Annotated in this window: 13 protein-coding genes; 5 read left to right on the forward strand and 8 right to left on the reverse strand. The window is 39.8% G+C overall.

The annotated features are described in order from the left end of the window. Positions 1-113: 113 nt before the first annotated feature. From RCC89_13325 to RCC89_13345, 5 genes are all read right to left on the reverse strand, one after another. Positions 114-2,114 carry an aconitate hydratase gene (locus tag RCC89_13325; protein ID WMJ74138.1) on the reverse strand — a complete coding sequence of 667 codons (2,001 nt, stop codon included), beginning with the start codon at positions 2,112-2,114 and terminating at the stop codon, positions 114-116. A 1,638-nt stretch (positions 2,115-3,752) separates the two neighbouring features. Then, positions 3,753-4,004 carry a hypothetical protein gene (locus tag RCC89_13330; protein ID WMJ74139.1) on the reverse strand — a complete coding sequence of 84 codons (252 nt, stop codon included), beginning with the start codon at positions 4,002-4,004 and terminating at the stop codon, positions 3,753-3,755. Positions 4,005-5,482: 1,478 nt separating this feature from the next. Then, positions 5,483-5,884 (reverse strand): hypothetical protein, encoded by a 402-nt coding sequence (locus RCC89_13335; GenBank protein WMJ74140.1) that lies wholly within the window; start codon positions 5,882-5,884, stop codon positions 5,483-5,485. 74 nt (positions 5,885-5,958) lie between these two features. Then, on the reverse strand, positions 5,959-6,480 hold the full coding sequence (locus tag RCC89_13340) for a phosphoribosyl-AMP cyclohydrolase (protein WMJ74141.1): 522 nt from the start codon (positions 6,478-6,480) through the stop codon (positions 5,959-5,961). A 1,154-nt stretch (positions 6,481-7,634) separates the two neighbouring features. After that, positions 7,635-8,156: a phosphoribosyl-AMP cyclohydrolase gene (locus RCC89_13345; protein ID WMJ74142.1), complete on the reverse strand. Its 522-nt coding sequence runs from the start codon at positions 8,154-8,156 to the stop codon at positions 7,635-7,637. Between the two features lie 203 nt (positions 8,157-8,359). On the opposite strand from RCC89_13345, the gene RCC89_13350 reads away from it, so the two are divergent. From RCC89_13350 to RCC89_13365, 4 genes are read left to right on the forward strand one after another with little or no spacing between them, the layout of a single operon-like run. After that, complete coding sequence (locus RCC89_13350; GenBank protein ID WMJ74143.1) at positions 8,360-8,800, forward strand: MarR family transcriptional regulator; 441 nt, start codon at positions 8,360-8,362, stop codon at positions 8,798-8,800. Positions 8,801-8,851: 51 nt separating this feature from the next. Then, on the forward strand, positions 8,852-9,970 hold the full coding sequence (locus tag RCC89_13355) for an HlyD family efflux transporter periplasmic adaptor subunit (protein ID WMJ74144.1): 1,119 nt from the start codon (positions 8,852-8,854) through the stop codon (positions 9,968-9,970). Beyond that, on the forward strand, positions 9,967-13,107 hold the full coding sequence (locus tag RCC89_13360) for an efflux RND transporter permease subunit (protein ID WMJ74145.1): 3,141 nt from the start codon (positions 9,967-9,969) through the stop codon (positions 13,105-13,107). Before RCC89_13355 ends, RCC89_13360 begins: the two co-directional genes overlap by 4 nt. Beyond that, a complete protein-coding gene (locus RCC89_13365) occupies positions 13,107-14,435 on the forward strand; it encodes a TolC family protein (protein WMJ74146.1) in 1,329 nt (442 codons plus the stop codon). Before RCC89_13360 ends, RCC89_13365 begins: the two co-directional genes overlap by 1 nt. A 61-nt stretch (positions 14,436-14,496) precedes the next feature. Here RCC89_13365 and RCC89_13370 read toward each other — a convergent pair whose 3' ends face one another. Together RCC89_13370 and RCC89_13375 are read right to left on the reverse strand one after the other, a co-directional pair. After that, a complete protein-coding gene (locus RCC89_13370) occupies positions 14,497-15,714 on the reverse strand; it encodes an ISL3 family transposase (protein ID WMJ74147.1) in 1,218 nt (405 codons plus the stop codon). A 616-nt stretch (positions 15,715-16,330) separates the two neighbouring features. Next, a complete protein-coding gene (locus tag RCC89_13375; GenBank protein WMJ74148.1) occupies positions 16,331-17,218 on the reverse strand; it encodes a hypothetical protein in 888 nt (295 codons plus the stop codon). A 388-nt stretch (positions 17,219-17,606) separates the two neighbouring features. Here RCC89_13375 and RCC89_13380 point away from each other — a divergent pair, with 388 nt between their 5' ends. Then, positions 17,607-19,145 (forward strand): GH3 auxin-responsive promoter family protein, encoded by a 1,539-nt coding sequence (locus tag RCC89_13380; GenBank protein WMJ74149.1) that lies wholly within the window; start codon positions 17,607-17,609, stop codon positions 19,143-19,145. A gap of 128 nt (positions 19,146-19,273) precedes the next feature. On the opposite strand, the gene gldM is transcribed toward RCC89_13380, so the two are convergent. Then, positions 19,274-20,866, reverse strand: coding sequence for a gliding motility protein GldM (gene gldM, locus RCC89_13385; GenBank protein ID WMJ74150.1), 1,593 nt, complete (start codon positions 20,864-20,866; stop codon positions 19,274-19,276). Between the last annotated feature and the right edge of the window lie 190 nt (positions 20,867-21,056).

A 21,056-nucleotide genomic window follows, 5' to 3' on the forward strand; every position in this document is an offset into this window, starting at 1 on the left:
AGCAATGGTTTCTATATCTAGGAAACCCTTGTACCTGCTGAATGTTTTAGCTCCAATTTTTTAATACCTTATGAAATTATAAATCAAAACTTTACTTAATACGTTATTCCGTATTAACCACCATCTAAAGACCCAGTTCCAGCCAGTTCAGGAACACTTCCGTTTATCCTAAAGTAATTGATGACACCACCCTTCATTAAAACCTTTACCTGCCTCTCGCTTAGCGAGTGGGTCAGCTCGTACCTTTTGTTCTTAGATCTATTAATAGCAACATGAGGTTTTCCTTCCCTAAAATTCTCATGAATATTTTCAAGGAGAATCATGTCACCTAAAGTAATGTCATCATAATCATCCTTATTGGAAAATTCAAAAGGAATTATGCCAAAATTTACCAAGTTTTGCCATCCAAGCCGAGCATAACTTTTAGCAATGACCGCTACTTGCCCCAAATATCTTGGAGCTATGGCCGCATGCTCCCGGCTTGAACCTTGAGCATAGTTTTCGCCTGCCACTACTATATGACCGCCATAATCGTCTTTGGCACGCAAAGCCCTTTGAGAAAAATTGTCATCTATTATGGCATAAGCCCACTCACTAATGGCCGGTATATTGCTACGTAATGAAAGTACTTTAACACCTGCTTTCATAATTTCATCTGTAGAAATATTATCTTCCATTTTTAAGGCAACGGGCACTTCATAGCGATTGTGAGGCTCCTTGAAAACCGGCAACGACTTTATATTGGGACCTTTTTCCAATTCTACATCCTGCCCATCTGAAGAAGGAGCCAGAAGCATATCTGTATTAATAATCACTTTTTCAGGCCGGACATATGCTGGGTATTTCATCTTGTAGCGTATCTCCATATCACGTGGATCAGTAATTTCACCGGTCAGTGCAGAAGCTGCTGCGGTTTCGGGGCTGCAAAGGTAAACTTGGTCATCTAGGGTTCCAGACCGCCCGCGGAAATTTCTGGGCACAGTCCTAAGGCTTATTTTACCAGAAGCAGGTGCTTGCCCCATGCCTATACATCCCATACAGCCTGCTTGGTGAAACCGAGCACCCGCAGCAAAGAGTGAGGCGAGCGATTTATTAGCCAACAGATTTTCTATCATTTGCCTGGAAGTGGGGTTAATGTCCAATGACACATGCTGACTGACCTTTTTGTCCTTGAGCATTTGTCCAACAATCCAAAAGTCCCTAATGCCAGGATTGGCAGATGACCCCACTACACACTGATGCACCGTACGACCTGCTACTTCTCGGACAGGTACTACATTGCCAGGACTGCTAGGCAAGGCTATTAAAGGCTCTAGGTCAGACAGATTGATTTCGTCATGCAAGTCATAGGTAACCGCACTGTCGGGCAATAGTTCTGTCCAGTCCTTTTCCCTATGTTGTGAGCGTAAAAACCTTTGGACCTCCCCATCAGAAGGAAAAACAGAAGTAGTGGCGCCAAGCTCTGTTCCCATATTGGCAATAACATGCCTGTCCATTGTACTCAGGTGCTCCAGCCCTTCACCATAATACTCTAAAATCATTCCCCTGCAACCTTTTACATCGTACCTTCGCAGCATTTCAAGAATCACGTCCTTAGCACTTACCCAATCTGGGAGCTTTCCTGTCAACTTAACGCCCATCACTTTTGGCATTTTAATGTATAAAGGTTCTCCCATCATCACAAAAGCAACATCCAGCCCCCCAGCTCCCAAAGCAAGCATCCCCAATGCACCCGAAGCTGGAGTATGACTGTCAGAACCCACCAAAGTTTTTCCTGGAATACCAAACCTTTCCGTATGTAAAGGATGGCTTACACCATTGCCAGCCCTACTATACCATAACCCAAATTTTTTAGCAGCCGACTGTAAGAAAAGATGGTCATCGGCATTCCGGTAATCCGTTTGCAACAGGTTATGGTCAACATACTGAACAGAAAGCTCCGTTTTGACCTTGTCCAGCCCCATAGCTTCAAGCTCTAGCATTACCAAGGTACCAGTAGCATCTTGGGTAAGCGTCTGGTCGATTTTAATACCAATTTCAGAGCCAGGCTTCATTTCCCCTGATAACAAGTGAGAAGAAATGAGCTTTTGCGTCACATTCATTGCTTTTTCCATAGCCTTAAAAACCCTTCAAAAGCATGTTTGTTATATTTAAGCCCCCAAAAATTTCGGTAGCGAATTTAGGGGTAGGGTAGTTGTTGTTGATACGGTGGTGTTACTTTTATTTTTCAGGGAAAGTCACCAAAATAGTTTTGCACAAGGTAAAATAAAGTCAGAAAAATAAAACCTTGTGCTCTCTCCCCGCACCTGTTGCGGGGTCTGTTGGTAAGTAGCTGTGTCCGTAAAAACACGCCTTTTAGAAAACTACTTTTCGGAATATGGTTCGCTCCTCGATATGTTTCGCCCCAAGTGGGGCTAATTAGTGCAAGGTTAACGTTTCTACCAATATTTCGCCCTTAACAGGGCTTATCCCCCCACCCGGTTGTTGGTGTTTTCACCAACAATCATGCAGAAAGTAGATAAATTGATTTTGCTAAGGTAAAATAAAGCAGAAAAGAAACACTATAACTATATCCCCGCACCCGTTGCGGGGTCTGTTAGTTACCTATACCGTCTGAATCAGAATTCTCAGAATTTCAGAATTTACAGGATTAATATCAGGTCGCAGATACAAAGCGTCAGACTTGAGTAAGAACCGCATAATTAGGTATGTAGAAGTATCTCTTAAATTACGTCTCTTAAAAACCACTTTTCTGCCAGTGTCTAACAGATGCCGGAACGGGTCCGGCAAGAGCTGTTATTTTTGTTTTTCAGGGAAAGTAACCTCTCAGATAGTCTGTACAAGGTAAAATAAAGCAGAAAATAAAACCTTGCGAGGTCTGTTGGTAAATAGCAGTGTCCGTAAAAGATTCAATAACAAAAACTACTTTTGCCAACTTATGGCATTATATACAGTAAGTCAGACTTTAGTCGTCATTGCGAGGCGCAAGATAGCAATGAGGTAAGAGCCAGCTGTTTTAGTTTTATAGGGTTAGGTACGTTAAGGTAATGCCGCGGCAATCTGTATGCGATATGCTGTACAAGTTGATCTCATCAACACGTCATCCTAGTGCCAGCGTCAGACAGACCCCTCGTTCCTCGGGATGACAGGTTAATTATGGGGAATTTTATAAAAAAAACTTAGGTGTTAATTATCTGTTAGTAAGATGATTAATCGTCATTGCGAGGCGCATGGTAGCAATAAGGTAAGAGCAAATTGTTTTAGTTTTGTAGGGATAGGTACGTTAAGGGAATGCCGCGGCAATCTGTTTGCGGTACGCTGTGCAATTTGGTATCATCAAAACGTCATGCAGGTGCCAGTGTCTGACAGATCCCTCGTCCTCGGGATGACAGGTTAATTATGGGGAATTTTATAAAAAACTTAGGTGTTAATTATCTGTTAGTAAGATGATTAATCGTCATTGCGAGGCGCATGGTAGCAATAAGGTAAGAGCAAATTGTTTTAGTTTTATAGGGATAGGTACGTTAAGGTAATGCCGCGGCAATCTGTATGCGATATGCTGTACAAGTTGATCTCATCAACACGTCATCCTAGTGCCAGCGTCAGACAGACCCCTCGTTCCTCGGGGTGACAGGTTATTTATGGGCAAGTTTTAATCCAGAGCCCAGAAAGGGGAGATATGATTATAAGGTCAAAATCACATAATTAAAAAGCTCTATCAACAAAAAAACTCCCTGTGAAGGAGTTCTGTTTTACAAGTATGTTACGTAACCGTCTATATGTTCAGGCTCTATTTTACATATTTCCTCATCGTTACTAGCTTCCCATGCAAGCTTGGCTTTTTCAAACCACTTTAGATTTTTGACATCATGAGATGGACAAAATTTTTGTGATTCCTCTGAAACAAGAGAAAGTCCGCCAGTTTCTGCAAACTTAAGAACCTGCTCTTTTGATGGTTTAGAAGTTGATACTTTACCAAAGCGTCTCTCTGAATATCTTTTCATAATTAGATATTATTATATCCTTATTTTGAATATGACCTTTATGAATAAGAAATATTGAACTATTTTTTTTGTTCACATAGACTTCAAAATATGTTTTTGTTGTTCTTTGTAAAACTTTAACATATGTTTGAAACCTTTTGTTATACGAGTTGCTGGATTCATTTGTTAAAGATGCTGCAACAATTCCATATGCTCTAACGTCATTTTTTATAAAAACGTTTGTGAGGATACTTAATATAGTAGCTCCTAATGCACCTCCGGTAAATTGATTTGTCTTTAACCTGTATTTCTGATTATTAGCATCGTTGGAAACTTTGGCATAAAAATCTATCGTGAATAATTTGTCTTCATATTCTTTGACTTCCACAATGTACTTCCGGCAAGAGCTTCCTTTATGGACATAAAATCTGTAGATATACTCAAATTTATAGCTTGAACTTCCATACCGGTTACAATTTCGTTGTACAAATTTATATGGATAAGGTTTATCAAACACCTTAATTTAAAGCTGAAAAAATGATTCAAACAAATTTAGCTAAAAAAAACGGAATATCCTAGGTTGCTCACTACCACCTTTATAAGTCAATTTGTTATTAGGTAGTTTGTTCCATTTCCTGATGATTGGTAATTAAGTAAGGTTGGCACCAGCGTCTGACAGCCCCCTCGCCCTTTTTGTCAGAATCTGGATTCGCCCGATTAAAGGATTCAAGGATTACCTTTTAGTGTCGCAAAAGAGGCAATGTCTAACAAACCCTTCGTTCCTCAGGGTGACAGGTTAATACCAGAGCCCAGAAGGGGCGATATGATTATAGAAATAAATACATTATTTAAAAAGCCCCGAAGGTGGCGATATATTGATAGAAATGACATTTCTGCTAACTCCCAACAGATGCCGGAACAAGCCGGCAAGAGCTGTTATTCTTGTTTTTCAGAGAAAGTAACCAAGTTATTTTGCAATCCGTTTGCGGTATGCTGTGCAAGTTGCTCTCATCAAAACATTATCCTAGTGCCAGCGTCTGACAGCCCCCTCGTCCTCGGGATGACAGGTTAATTATGGGGGATTTTATAAATAAAAGTTAGGTGTTAATTATCTGTTTGTAAATTATTAATCGTCATTGCGAGGCGCAAGATAGCAATGAGGTAAGAGCCAGCTGTTTTAGTTTTATAGGGATAGGTACGTTAAGGTAATGCCGCGGCAATCTGTTTGCGATATGCTGTACAAGTTGATCTCATCAACACGTCATCCTAGTGCCAGCGTCTGACAGCCCCCTCGTTCCTCAGGGTGACAGGTTATTTATGGGCAAGTTTTAATCCAGAGCCAAGAAAGGGGCGATATGATTATAGAAATAAAAATTCTCAGATTTCAAAAGCCCCGAAGGTGGCGAAATATAGAAAAGAAATGCTTTTCTGCCAACTCTCAACAGATGCCGGAACGGGTCCGGCAAGAGTTGTTATTTCTAAAGTCACTCCAGCTTATTTTAATTAAGCATAATCGTGGAATGAGCAAACAATAGATAATTATTTACTGAAATAAAAACCCTATTTTCCCGATCATACAGATAAGCATGAAAAGAAAGACCTTCATTCAATCCCTTATAACTTTTTAACTTCAAAACCTGCTTTTTTAGATGTAAAGCAGCAACAATCTTTTCCTTAATATCTTTGTTACTTCTACATTTTTTACAATTTTGATCAAAGTTGTTGAAAAGACTATAGGCTGGCAACACTTCAGTAGCCGAAACTTGAGAAAGAAAAGTGTTTTTATAATCTAGTACAAAGTTAACTTCTGATATCCGTTCTTGTTGAACTAAAAAATTTACTTGTTCAAGAACATTATTTCCATCATGGATACAGTTTCCTAAAAGGGAAAAAAAGAACAACCGTCCATTAAAAGTTTTTTTAATGGACGGTTCTAAAAAATCCGAGGGACAAATGCAAAACACTTTGCCTATCATCAACTATTTTCTTTTATTAATTTTAGGGTTAATTGCTTCTGTGCCTCACATAAATTTTGATATGTTTCGCTGTAAGGTATAGAAGAATGGTGAAGGTCAATTTTTAAAGCACCATTATATAGTTTGTACCCAAAAGTATACTCAACCTTAACTACACTTCCATCGGTAGTGGTAAAATAATAATTTCCCATAGCGATAGCCCTATCTTCTTCCAAGACAAAATGCTTGTTCTCAAACTTGACATTAGTAAAAGGCGTAATAGCAAAACCCTTATCCTCAGAATATTTTTTGTTACCACCGATAAAATAAGAAAGTGCACTTTCCTTATCTGGCCTAAATTGCACTTCTTCAACTTTAGTAGGCTTGAACAACACTTCCCCTAAGTCAAAGGCATATAGTTCATCTAAAAGATCGCTTGCTGCTTTTTCACAAGCTTGTCTTTGTTCTTTTAAGGAGCCTATTTTGACAATTCCGCTTCCCCATTTTTCCTGAGCTTCTAATACTTGTTTTTTTGAGATCATAAGAGTTTATTTTTATAAAAATGTACTTGTATAAAAATTTATAAGCATCTGATGCAAACATATAAAAAGGCAGCTTTATATGCAACAATGTTGTATTTAAATAAACTATGACCTACTCATTGAATCCCAGTCATACTAGTCACCCCAAATAGTTTTGCACAAGGTAAAATAAAGCAGAAAAGAAACACTATAACTATATCCCCGCACCCGTTGCGGGGTCTGTTAGTTACCTATACCGTCTGAATCAGAATTCTCAGAATTTCAGAATTTACAGGCTTAATATCAGGTCGCAGATACAAAGCGTCAAACTTGAGTAAGAACCGCATAAATAGGTATGTAGAAGTATCTCTTAAATTACGTCTCTTAAAAACCACTTTTCTGCCAGTGTCTAACAGATGCCGGAACGGGTCCGGCAAGGGCTGTTGTTTTTATTTTTCAGGGAAAGTAACCTCTCAGATAGTCTGTACAAGGTAAAATAAAGCAGAAAATAAAACCTTGCGAGGTCTGTTGGTAAATAGCAGTGTCCGTAAAAGATTCAATAACAAAAACTACTTTTGCCAACTTATGGCATTATATACAGTAAGTCAGACTTTAATCGTCATTGCGAGGCGCAAGATAGCAATGAGGTAAGAGCCAGCTGTTTTAGTTTTATAGGGATAGGTACGTTAAGGTAATGCCGCGGCAATCTGTTTACGGTACGCTGTGCAATTTGGTATCATCAAAACGTCATGCAGGTACCAGCGTCTGACAGACCCCTCGTTCCTCGGGGTGACAGGTTATTTATTGGGAATTTCATAAAAAAATTAAGCGTATTAATATCCTGTCAGTAAGACAATTAATCGTCATTGCGAGGCATTAGGTAGAAGTGAGATAAGGGCTAAAGGTTTGGTTTACAGAACTAGGTGCGTTAAAGTAATGCCGCGGCAATCTGTTTGCGGTATGCTGTGGATGTTGGTACAATCAATATTAAATAAGCCCCGAAGGTGGCGATATATTGATAGAAATGACATTTCTGCTAACTCCCAACAGATGCCGGAACAGGTCCGGCAAGGGCTGTTATTCTTGCTTTTCAGGGAAAGTCACCAGGATAATTTTGCACAAGAATAGACGGCTGTAAAAATCCGAAGGGCAAACACAAAAGTGTTTGCCTCTCATCAACTATTTTCTTTTATTAATTTTAGGGTTAATTGCTTCTGTGCCTCACATAAATTTTGATATGTTTCGCTGTAAGGTATAGAAGAATGGTGGAGGTCAATTTTTAAAGCACCATTATATAGTTTGTAGCCAAAAGTATACTCAACCTTAACTACACTTCCATCGGTAGTGGTAAAATAATAATTTCCCATAGCGATAGCCCTATCTTCTTCCAAGACAAAATGCTTGTTCTCAAACTTGACATTAGTAAAAGGCGTAATAGCAAAACCCTTATCCTCAGAATATTTTTTGTTACCACCGATAAAATAAGAAAGTGCACTTTCCTTATCTGGCCTAAATTGCACTTCTTCAACTTTAGTAGGCTTAAACAACACTTCCCCTAAGTCAAAGGCATATAGTTCATCTAAAAGACCGTTTGCTGCTTTTTCGCACTCTTGCCTGTTGTCTTTTGCTTCACCTATTTTGACAATACCTTTGCCCCACTTTTCCTGCACATTCTTTACGTCAATTTCTTTAATCATAAGATCTGTGTTTTAAAAAATAATAAATTAAAAATAAGGATATAATAATATTAGATTGAATTTATCGAAAGATAAATTCATATACAAAAACATTACATTAATTATACATAAACCTGATGACTTACATAAACATTTTTCATAAAATTTTTAACCTTCACGATCGTTAGTTACATTTGTAACCGTTTCATGAGCAACTATTATCAATGTCCAAACTAGAACTTAATGACTCTATCGGTTTCCTGATCGGGACAACCTTCAGAGGGCTGGCAGCAGAGCTGAACCATAGATTATCTAAAGAAGAGGCGGGGGTTTCTTTTGAACACTGGATATTACTGGTTCGGCTTTGGGACAAAGATGGGCAATCGCAGCAGGAAATCGCTAAAAGTCTACAGAAGGATAAGACTTCCATTACCAGGCTGCTGGACCATCTTGAAAAACATGAGTATGTGAAGCGGGTGGCCGACACCTGCGACAGAAGAAACAAATTGATTTTCCTGACCAGTAAGGGAAAGAAATTAGAAGAAAAATTGATTCCCGTATGTCAGGATACCATAACTCAAGCGCGAGAAGGTATTCCAGAAAACGAAATGGAAACTTGTAAAAAAGTATTGAGAAAGTTAAGGGAGAACCTAGGTTTGACCTAATTAACTCATGAGCCAAATTTTAATAAATAAAAACCACAGTTTTTTGATATAATGAAAATCAGGCAGATTTCTATAATAGCAGGTGTTGCAGTACTTGTCCTTTCATATTTTTATATGCGACAGCTTTCTGAAAAAAAACAAGGGAAAAGGTTTTCTCCTGCGGCCAAAGTACAGGTGGTAAATGTCCTTCCGGCTACAATATCCAATGTAAGTGCTTATATACCCGTTACCGGCAAACTGGTAGCCCAGAACAGAATGGAAGTTTTTGCGGAGGTATCCGGCATATACAAAACGGCAGGCAGGCCTTTTAAGGAAGGCGTCCGTTTCTCTAAGGGGGAAACTTTGATTAAAATTGACAGCGATGAAGCATACCAGGACATCCTCGCCAAGCGAAGTGAACTCCACAACCTCATTACCGATATGCTCCCAGACTTGAAACTAGATTACCCAGAAAGTTTTGAAGCATGGGACCGTTACCTACGAAAGTTGGATGTTAAAAAAACACTTACGCCACTTCCTGAACCTGTTTCTGAAAAAGAAAAATTCTTTGTTGCATCTAAAAACATTTACAACCTTTACTACACCGTAAAAAGCCAAGAAGAAAGGTTGGCAAAGTATAATATTAGTGCTCCTTTCTCAGGTGTAGTAGCAGAATCGCTTATCGATCCAGGAACCTTAGTACGTTCTGGACAAAAGCTAGGGGAATATATCGACCCTTCTGTTTTCGAACTTCGTACTACAATAAGTTTAAAAGACCTGAACTTTATCAAACCTGGAGATAAAGTAAACCTCCAGTCATCTGACATCAAAGGCGTATGGACAGGAACAGTAGCTAGAATCAGCGACAAATTGGATGAGAATACCCAATCTGCAAAAATATTTGTACAGGTAAGCGGCAAAGGGTTAAAGGAAGGTATGTTTTTATCCGGAGGTGTTAGCATAGGAAATATAGATTCTGCCACAGCGCTTCCCCGGAATATTCTCCTAAACGACAAAGAGGTATTTCTAATAAAAGATTCACTTTTAACAAAATCGCCGGTAGAGGTGGTACGCTTCGTAGGAGATTCGGCCATTGTAAGAGGCTTGCCTGCTGGCGCACTGCTTTTGAACGAATCTATTCCCGGTGCATTTGAAGGTATGAAAGTTATGGCACAAGGAGGTGAAGAGTGAGGAGTTTAATAGCACACTTTATCCGCTATCCCGTATTGGGAAACACCCTGATGCTTTTGATGTTTGTATTTGGGTATTTAGGTTTCACCAATCTGAAAAAGTCTTTCTTTCCTGAAAGGGAAACAAGAATGATTGAAATACAAACTACCTTTCCAGGAGCTTCTCCAGAAGAAGTAGAAGAAGGTATTGTCCAAAAAATTGAAGACAACCTTAAAGGATTAACAGGGGTAGAAAGAGTATCTTCTGTTTCTTCTGAAAACTCAGGAATCGTATCTGTTGAAGTAATCAAAGGCTATGACACAGACAAGGTTTTACAAGATGTAAAGAACGCCGTAGACCGAATCAGTTCTTTTCCCACCGGCATGGAGCCTCCGGTAATTTTTGAGGTTGAAAACCTAAGCTTTGCCATTAGTTTTGCCCTAAGCGGGGATGTGGACCTGAAAACACTAAAAACCTATGCCGAAAGGATTGAAGATGACCTGATGGGGGTAGAGGGCATTTCAAAAGTGGACATCAAAGGTTACCCTCAAGAGGAAATAGAAATTGGTTTTAGAGAAAACGACCTAAGAAAATTCAACCTAACTTTTCAGGAAGTTTCTGATGTTATCAGCAAATCGAACATTGAAGTAACAGGAGGAACAGTCAAAGGCATGCGCGAAGAGTTTCTCGTTCGTGCCAGGGCTAAAGGTTACTACGCAGAGGAGTTTAAAAACATTATCGTCAAAACTACCCAGGACGGGAGTGTGATCAGGCTGCAAGATGTAGCAGAGGTGACGGGAAAATGGGAAGATAACCCAGGAAGAAATTACCTTAACGGCAATCCTGCGGTAGTCATTACCATCAACAACACCCTGAATGAAGACGTGATGTTTATCACAGGTCATGTTAAACAATTCATTGAAGACTTTAATACTCAAAATACTGTTGTCCAAGCAACTATTATACAAGACCAATCGCTTTACTTAAACCAAAGGATTAACCTTTTATCTGAGAATGGCATTGTTGGTTTCTTATTGGTATTAATTTTACTTTCTATGTTCCTGCATATCCGTTTGGCATTTTGGGTCGCCATCAGCATTCCTATATCCTTTGCAGGAATGTTTATATTGGCAGCCATAGCAGGGATTACGATCAATGTCATTTCTCTTTTCGGAATGATACTGGTCATCGGTATATTGGTAGACGATGGTATTGTAATCAGTGAGAATATTTACCAGCATTTTGAAAAAGGAAAAAGTGCCGTACAAGCCGCTGTTGATGGCACTATGGATGTTTTGCCCTCTGTCTTTGCTGCCATTCTTACCACTGTTACCGGCTTTTCACTGTTCTTCTTTATGGACGGAAGAATGGGGGAGATCATGACAGACATGGCTTTTGTGGTCATTGCGACTTTGTTGATTTCACTCATTGAAGCTGTTTTTATACTCCCAGCGCATATTGCCCATTCCAAAGCATTAAAAAGGGAAGGAAACAAACCTAATTGGCTACAGCGACAGTTCACCAACTTTATGAACTTCCTGAAAGACAATTTATATGCACCAGCGCTTCGCTTTTCCCTAAACAACAAGTTCCTAGTCTTTAGCATACTCACTGGACTGCTGCTTGTCACTTTTGGAGCCATAAAAGGAAGCATTATCAGAAGTACATTTTTCCCTAGTATTGAAAGGGACAAGATTACCGTTTCGCTTTCCCTTCCGGCAGGAACCCGTGAAAGTGTAACGGAACATTGGCTAACCCACATTGAAGAGGCCACATGGCGGGTTAATGAGCAGTTGAAGAAAGAGCGGGAGGACAACAAAGACGTTATTCTTGCCATAGAAAAAGTACTCAGCACCTCCAGCCATGAAGGAAGTCTGAACATAATCATGCTAGACGGTGAAACAAGAGGCACCCGGGACTATGTCATTTCTAATGCCATAAGAGAAGAAGCTGGCCCTATACCAGGAGCCGAAAAGCTTTCCTACGGTACTGACTCCCCATGGGGAAAACCAGTGTCTGTAGCGCTGCTCGGCTATGACAAAAAACAACTCAACAGTGCCAAAGAAGAGCTTAAAGCGGAACTGCAATCTATGACCTCGCTCAGAGATATTGTAGACAATGACCAACCAGGTCTAAAAGAAATATCTTTGACCTTAAAACCTAAAGCGTACCTACTTGGCCTCCAACTGCAAGATGTCATTGGACAGGTGAGACAGGGATTTTTTGGCAGTGAAGTCCAGCGTTTGCAAAGAGGCAAAGATGAAGTAAGGATTTGGGTCAGGTACAAAGAACAAGAGCGGAAATCACTCGACGACCTGGCACAGATGCGTATCAGGTTGCCAGATGGCAAAGAGTACCCGCTAGAAGAAATTGCAGAGTTTTCTATAGAAAGGGGCGTTACAGCCATCAATCACTTGGATGGGTTCAGAGAGATAAAACTAGAAGCAGATGTGGCAGACCCTAATGCGGCAGTATCAGATATTATTTTGGAAATTCAAAATGTTGTGGTACCAGCAATCCTTGCCAGATACCCTGACGTAAAGGCTTCTTTTGAAGGGCAAAGCCGTGAAACAGCCAAAATGAGCAAATCAATTGCCAAGGCAGGCTTACCCATTCTTTTAATTATGATTGCGTTGATAGCTGTTACTTTTAGGTCTTACCTTCAAGCAGCTATTGTGGTCATTACCATACCATATGCGATCATAGGAGTAGGGTGGGGCCATTTTATCCACGACGCACCGATCAGCTCTCTTTCAGCCTATGGTATCATAGCACTAATTGGTGTATTGGTAAATGACTCACTGGTACTGATCAACACGGTCAATAATAACCTTAAAGAAGGAATGGGTTTTCGAACTGCCGTTTATGAAGGAAGCGTATCAAGGTTTAGACCAATACTATTGACCTCCATCACCACTATTGCAGGTCTTGGCCCACTTATTATTGAGAAAAGCTTACAAGCGCAATTCCTAATCCCAATGGGGATTTCTATTGCCTATGGTTTGGTCATTTCTACCGTGTTAATGTTGATTTTGTTACCAGTATTCCTAGTATTCTTCAACAATCTACGGGTGTATATCAAATGGTTGTGGGAAGGCAAAAAGCCTAGTTCAGAGGAAGTAGAACCAGCAGTAAAAGAATTGCAAGTATTAGAATAATGAAAAAGTATATTCCAAAACCTTATTATATAATCATGCTTGTGCTGGCAAGTTGGACAGTCAGTGCGCAAGATACCCTTACGATAGAACAGGCCATTTCTATGGCTTTAAGAGATAATTATGAGGTAAGGGTAGCCAAGAACAATGTACATGTAAGGCAAAACATGGCTGCTCCGGGTATGGCTGGCCTGCTTCCGGTGTTGGGCGCAGACGGAAACGCCAGTTACAGCAACAGGGACACCAGGGTTTTAATTACCCCAGAAAACCCTGTCATTGAAGCTCCTTCTGCAGTTTCTACCACCATTCAGGGGCAAGTTGGACTTAACTACGTGCTTTTTGATGGTCTTGGAAATGTATATACTTTTCAAAGCCTTAAAACCCAACATGGCTTATCCGAAACTGAAGCACGAATGACTTTAGAAAATACCATTGTTCAAGTCAGCAATGCTTTTTATAATTTAGCCCTTTTACAAGAGAACTACCACACGGCAGTAGAAGCCTTGGAAATATCAAGGGAAAGGTACCAAAGACAAGCCACCAGAAGCGAATATGGTAGAGCGGTTTCCTCTGAAGTGTTGAATGCAAGGGTAGACCTCAACCAAGATACTGTAGCACTGATTACCCTAAAGACAGAAATAGAAAACGCTAAAAGGGACATAAACTCGTTGCTTTCCCGAGAAATAGATACTGATTTCGTTATCAAAACCAATGTAACTTTCCATGAAGACTTGTCTTATGAGCACTTACTTTCACAAGCCATGGAACAAAATGCAGATGTTATAGCTGCAAGGCAAAATCAAGCGATTGCAAGACTGGACCAAAAAATTGCACAGGCTGCATACTTTCCAACACTATCGCTCAATGCCGGGTACGGGTATATGCGAACAGACAATCAAGCAGGGGTACCGTTGTTTATACAAGCCTTGGGACTTAATGCAGGGGTTACCATGACATATAATATTTTTGACGGTAACAGAAGAAGAATTCAAGAGCAAAATGCCAAGCTCAACCTCCAGACCAGTGAAATGCTCATTAAACAAGAACTGCTGGATACCAAAAGAGACTTCCGAAATACTTGGGACAATTACCAGACAGCTTTAACTGTACTGCAAACAGAAAGGGAAAATTTGAACGCTGCAGAAGCCAACTTCAAGAGAAACCAAGAACTTTACAACCTTGGCCGAATTAGCAACACCCAATTTAGAGAAGCCCAACTTAACCTAATCCGTAGTAAGTTCGCCATCTCAAATGCTTTATACTCTGCAAAACTGTCAGAAATAGAGCTTCTAAGAATTAGTGGGCAATTGCTAAAGGGTTCTGATCAATAATACAACCAGCCCCCACAAAAAAGTGCGGGGACTGGTAACTTTTAACTAATTAATACAGGCCCTATGTGGAATACTGTGGGTAATTGAATTTCAATTTAGAGGAAATAAAGTAAATCATGTTGATAAAATTTGTAATATTCCGATATCCACGAGCTCTTCTTTTAGCTAGTTGTATTTTGCTGTTAATCCCTTCCATGACACCATTGGCAATCTGGGACTCGACATAATTGGTAATTCCTTGCCAGTGGGACTTTATTGTGTTTACAAACTTCTTGAAGGCATACAAGCCTTCCTCTTCAACAAGGTCACACCAGTAAGCCAAGAAAGCAGAGCCCTCTTCTTTTGTTTTAAACTCCCAAAAGCTCTGAAATAAGGTCTTTAACCGATAAGCCTTCCCAATAGTTGGTAACAGTTCAATAAGTACCTGCCGGTCCTGCTTCTGTTTAGCGCTAAGTTTGTGTGTGGACTTTAATAGCGTGTATTTGTGTCCTTTAAGTATTGAGTGTTCTCGGACTTCTCGCTTACGTACATCGTCCATAGCTTCATTAAGCAGTTTGACTACATGAAATTTATCAAATGTTACCGAGGTGTTAGGAAAATGTTCGAGCATGCCTGCGATAAAACCTGTAGACATATCAATGCATGCGTCGGTAATTGACAGATGTTCAACACCCTTTGCTTTTAAATGGTCTTTAATTCTTCCGATAGTGTGCCGATCCTTGCCTGGAGTAACATGAATCACACGGCGAGTAGCCAAATCTGCTGCTACGGTCACATAATCATGTCCTTTTCTTACAGAAGTCTCATCAATACCCAATTGGGTCACCGAGCTTTGATCATCTGCCCGATAGGCAATTTGTATCCAGTAGTTAAATATATTCCATATGCGCTGTGGGTACTCATTCACTAAATCAGCTGCTTTGTTCACGGGCATCTCTCGCTCAATCAAAGCCATGCTAAAAGCCTCAAACAACAAAGTAAAACCACTTCCTTTTCTAGCCCACGGCACTTCCACGGTTTTTACCTTTCCATCCGTTGTTTTGATTCGAGGGACTTTGCAATGAAGATAACATTCATGTTCAAAAAAATTGAGGTGACGCCAAGTCCTATATTGAGTATCATGAACTTTACTTTCTGGTTCAAATACGAAACCACGCTCAAAGCTAATGGTTATATGAAGTTCTTGTTTACCATTGGATGCTTCCTGAAACCTAACATCGGTTACCGACCAAGGCTTTGTTAACTGCAAAGCCAATTGAAATATTTCGATACTGTTCATTTTGTAAAAATAACTACATTATATCACCTTTCCACAGTAAATCATATAGACCCTTAATACAACTGGTATTCAGTCATACTAAGCTCTCCTAGCTTAATGGATATCCTGACTTCGACACTTTTTAATTCTTGTTTTTGGCAACTACTTGTTATTCTGCTAGTTGAAATTTTTATTAATGTTAGGTGGGTGTCCCAGAGGTGTTTTCTTCTTATTTTTAGGGCAAGTTTGTCCGAAAAAAACCCTACAGAAGCGGTAAGGTTAGTATTCAAGTTATTGATAAGAGCCAAGGGAAATATAAAGTTTTAAAAACTTTAGGCAGTAGTGCAGATTCTGATAAAATCCAAAAGCTAATAAAGTTAGGATAGAAGCTCATATATGCATTGCTTTTGTTGCATACAAAGTATACAAAGAACTTGAAAGATAACTAAATGAAAAAGCACCCAAACTTTCGCCTCAGAAAGCTATTGAAATCGCAAAAGGAATATATACAATAGAAGTTCAGCTCAAATCAGCTGATAAAAAATACAGAAAAACATTACTGCTAAACGAAAATCAGAGAAAATTAGCAAAAATGTTCAATTTTTAGCTTTGGGTGTCCCAGTGTCGAAGTCAGGAATTAATACAACTGGTATTCAGTCATACTAAGCTCTCCTAGCTTAATGGATATTTTATAGGCGTTTGCGTTACAGTCATTCACCTTAACCGGGTCAACCCCTACATTCTCAATATCCCATTTATAACCCGCTTCTACATTAAAACAAGAAGGGTCTACAGCAGGCAATTCTAGGTGCATGCGAAATTCACCTTTTTGAAGTCTATAAGGCCCAGCAAAGCCGCTCCCACAATTGAACCACTGAAGAGGCGTTAAAGCTTCTGTTTGATATTGATGGTTCCCTTCATAGGTGCGGCCTGTCTCCACTATCTTTTTTCCACTAATGATGGTATCGCCAGCTAGCATAAAATTTAAGCCGCTCCACCCATTGCTTGACGCCCATGTTCTGGATTGAAAAAGATTCCTAGTCCTTTCCTTACCATTAAGGTACAGAACCTGTAGAGTTCCACGAATTTTATGTTCTATAGTTTTGCTACTTGTCACAGCTTCCCAAATATACCCCCCTGTATAATTGGTCACATGCAGCACACCATTTACTTCTACTATATCTCCAGTAGCCAGCACTTCAACTTTGTATTTTTTAAACTCAATGGTAAAACGAGCCCCCACTTCATTATACCTGGCTCCATGGACAAGGTTAAACAAAACCGTTCCACTTTTCCTGCTATATCCGCAAGGTGTCTGATCTCCATACTTAATGGTATAAATTTGATAGTCAATAGAATGCTCGGTAGAGTCCAAAGATACTACACCACAAGGAAGATTATAATTACTAACTCTTTGGTTGCTTTGATGCACATGGCCATTACCAATTTTATTACTGATAATATCATTCACATCTTCCAATGCCATGTCTATTGCCACAGAGCCAGACTGGTCAGATTGTTGCACTTCTTCTCCTGGACCTTCCTCATCTTTCGGCTAAGGATCATTTTTTCGACACCCTACAAGTCCTATAAATAGACTCATAAGTAGTAAAATAATTAAATCTTTGTATGTTTTCACTTTTATATAAGTTAAGCCACTTTAAATTATGGCATTTATTTGAATATTAATAGATATTTAAATAAATAGAACAAAAAAACAAAAGCATAAGAAATAAACAAACACTAAAGAACGGAGCTAACGCTCAATATTCTCAACCTTCCTTTACCCTAAAACGATAGTCCTTATTTGAAGAAGTATTACAGAAAACTATATTGCGCATTTCAAAAATGATTTTGCCCAAACATCGCAAGCGGAATGATGTTATTTTTATAGAGAAAGGATTGTGACGATTATGGCAATTGCAGGAACTTTAATAAAAGCTGCTATTCACTTGCAGCAATATATAATACCCGAAACAGAGCATGCAGGGGAGGAACAAACAAAACAGTTAAGGAGTCTCCTTAAAAAAGCAAGCGATACCTCATTTGGGAAGTTTTATGGCTTTGAAAACTTGCTAAAAAGCCCAAATATTAAATCTGATTTTGTCCAAAAAGTACCTATTCACGACTATGAAACAATCTCTCAAAGATGGTGGTGCCGCTCTTTGGAAGGGGAGAAGGACATATGCTGGCCCGGCAGGGTTCAATTCTTTGCGTTAAGTTCAGGAACCACCGGTAACAAAAGCAAGAGAATCCCTGTAACACAAGACATGCTGAAGTCTATCCAAAAAACCAGTCTACAGCAAATCTTGTCTTTAACCCATTATAATTTACCGGTAGACTTTTATGAAAAAGACATCTTGCTTGTGGGTAGCAGCACTTCTTTATCAGACAAAGGAGTTTATAAAGAAGGAGAAATCAGCGGCATTAGTGCTTATAACATACCTGAATGGTTTAACAATTACTATAAACCAGGAAATGACATAGCTGGCATAAGTAACTGGGAAGAAAAAGTAGACGCCATCATCAAAAAAGCACCCGAATGGGACATAGGCGCTATGGCTGGCATACCTGCTTGGTACCAGGTCATGATGCAGCGTATCATAGATTACTATGGACTTGAAACCATCCATGATATCTGGCCAAACCTTCAAGTTTATGCATCTGGCGGGGTAGCTTTCGAACCTTACCGCAAAAATTTTGATAAACTGTTTGGCAAACCGGTACATGTTACGGATACCTATTTAGCTTCTGAGGGCTACTTGGCCTTTCAGTGCAGGCCTGATACAAATGCCATGAAACTAAACCTTGATGCAGGTATCTATTATGAGTTTGTGCCTTTTACGGAGCATAACTTTGACAGCGAAGGAAAAATTAAACCAAATCCTGAAATTCATCTTCTGGAAGAGGTTGAAGAAAACTGCGATTACGCTATCGTCATATCTACTTGCAGTGGGGCATGGAGGTACCTTATTGGTGACACGATTAGGTTTACGAATAAAGCCAGGCACGAAATAATTATAACAGGACGGACCAAACACTTTTTAAATGTGGCAGGCTCCCAGCTTTCAATAGAAAAGCTCAATGCCGGTATTAATCATTTACAAGAAACTTTTGATATAAAAATAGCTGATTTCTTGGTGTCTGCTATTGAGTATCAAGAGGGGTTTGCACACAAATGGTATATAGGATCCAACGACCCTGCCGATAATCAGTTGCTGAAAAACAGCCTGGACCACTATTTAAAAGAAATTAACAAAAACTACAAAGGCGCACGGGAAAAAGCCCTAAAAGATGTGTTTGTTGAGATTGTCCCGCCAGATTTCTTTTACCAATACCATGTAAAATACAAAACTGCCGGCGGGCAAAGCAAAACACCTAGGGTGATGAAAAAAGAACAATTTCAACAATTTGAAGCACTGGTAGAAACCCTTTCACAAACACAACGATAGTTTAACCTGAAATATGCTTTAGAACTTTTCTATTGCATAATACAGGTTAGAAAATCAGGGTTTACAAAGTACAAGAGATAATGAGTTACCTCTTGTACCTTAAGATTAAACCTTACAGGATCTAGGTGTTAATAAATAGGAATCACCTCTGTTTTGGCAGGCATCTTCACCGTTTCGACTTCATTACGGAAGTTAATCCTCTTAATCTCCTTGACTTCCACTACCAGCATATCGTTGGCTTGAGCATTGTTGGCAATGGCTGTCAGGTTTGCCGTACCTGACTGAAGTGGTACTGTGCTCTGTGGCCTGCGCGAACGTGAGTGTATCACACTACCTTCAGAAATATAATACTTTGCATCATCGGGCAGTGCCTCTTCAAAAGAAGGATCCGGAATGACCTTAACTGCCAGATTCCTAAAGTTGCCAACCTGTATACCATTGGCAGGGTTCACAGCCTTTCCATTGACCAAAATTTCTACCCTTGGAAGCGGAACCATTTTTACCTTATAGTCTTCACCGCCCAGATCATAGCCATCGCTGCTTACCCTCAGTTTTACCGTTGCTGCATTAGGAACTATGGTAATTTCACCCTTTCGATTACCTTTTATAACACTGCCACCTGTAACACTAAAGGAAGGGTTATATGTGTTACCAAGTGCCGGAACCTGAATATTCAACTTGTTTCCACAGTTTTTGTACAGCGACTTGACAACACCACTCTTAATATCCAGGACAGGTTTTGTTACATAATACTCTTCACTAATGGTATACACTGTGTCTTCTCCAGCAGGTGTTTTCATTTTTACCTTGCCAGTCCATACTTTCTTTTGAATACCATTGTCGTTAAAATTGTCACCAGAGGCAGTAAAAGAAACTTTTCCGATGCCGTTTTCGTCAACAGGAACAGTGTTGTCATCAATAAACATATCCGGTTTTAAGGAGCTAGAGGTAGCTGTCATAAAAAGGTCAGCCTCATATTTCTGGCCTGCCGGTACATACATGGTACTACTTCTGACCATAGGGGAGAGCTTGTCAAATTTAAAATCATTAAGCCCTATCTGGTCGTAAATTCCAGTAAGCACAGAAGACTCCACACTGGCTACGCGCGACTCAAGTTCCGTTATGACCGCCATAGCTGCCACCAGCGGAGTTTGGCCAAAATTCAACTGTGAAAAGTCCTTGTTGCGCTGTTCAGGGTTGTTTTTTAATAAAGGGTCCTGAGCACCATCCAGAGCAAGAGGAGGGAAGTCACCGTCCGTTTTCTCATTTATGTATTGGATATAACTGTTCACCCGCTCTTTAAGCTCATAACCCTTGCCATTCTTATTTGGCCCAATCATGTGCACTTCCACATCCGTTTCATTGCTGGCACCTTTCAGGTTACCCTCCTCATCATAGCCACCAGTCATTTCTACAAGATCCTTTTTGAGCGATGAAGTAAACCCTAGGACTTCACGTGTATTTTCCAACACTTCCTGCGCTGTTTGTGCCAGCTCAACTTCTTCAGGCCGTTTGCCTCGCTGGGTAACTGCTTCTCGAATCTCGGACAACCGGAGACTGTTGCGCTCTAACTGCTCATTCTTAAAAGAATCAAGGTTGTCATTTAAGTACTGAAACTTGTAAAGAATAGCTGAACTAACCTGCAAAGCAAGTAGCGCCATTAGCACAAGGTACATCATACCAATCAGTTTCTGTCTAGGTGTTTCTTTAATTCCTGCCATAAGTTTTTTTTGTTAAGGTTTGAAAAACTATGGCGCGCGCCTTTTTAAAAGATATCTGAAAGCATAATGAAGTAGGCAGAAAAAAGATACATCTACGCAAGGGTTTACTTGCAAAAAAGGCTTACAATCTACTGTAAGCTTTTTTTTGATTAACCTACACCTACCAGTTAACTAGGATGCGCTGAAAAAC

This window comes from Cytophagaceae bacterium ABcell3, from assembly GCA_030913385.1.
Taxonomy (GTDB): Bacteria; Bacteroidota; Bacteroidia; order Cytophagales; family Cytophagaceae; genus ABcell3.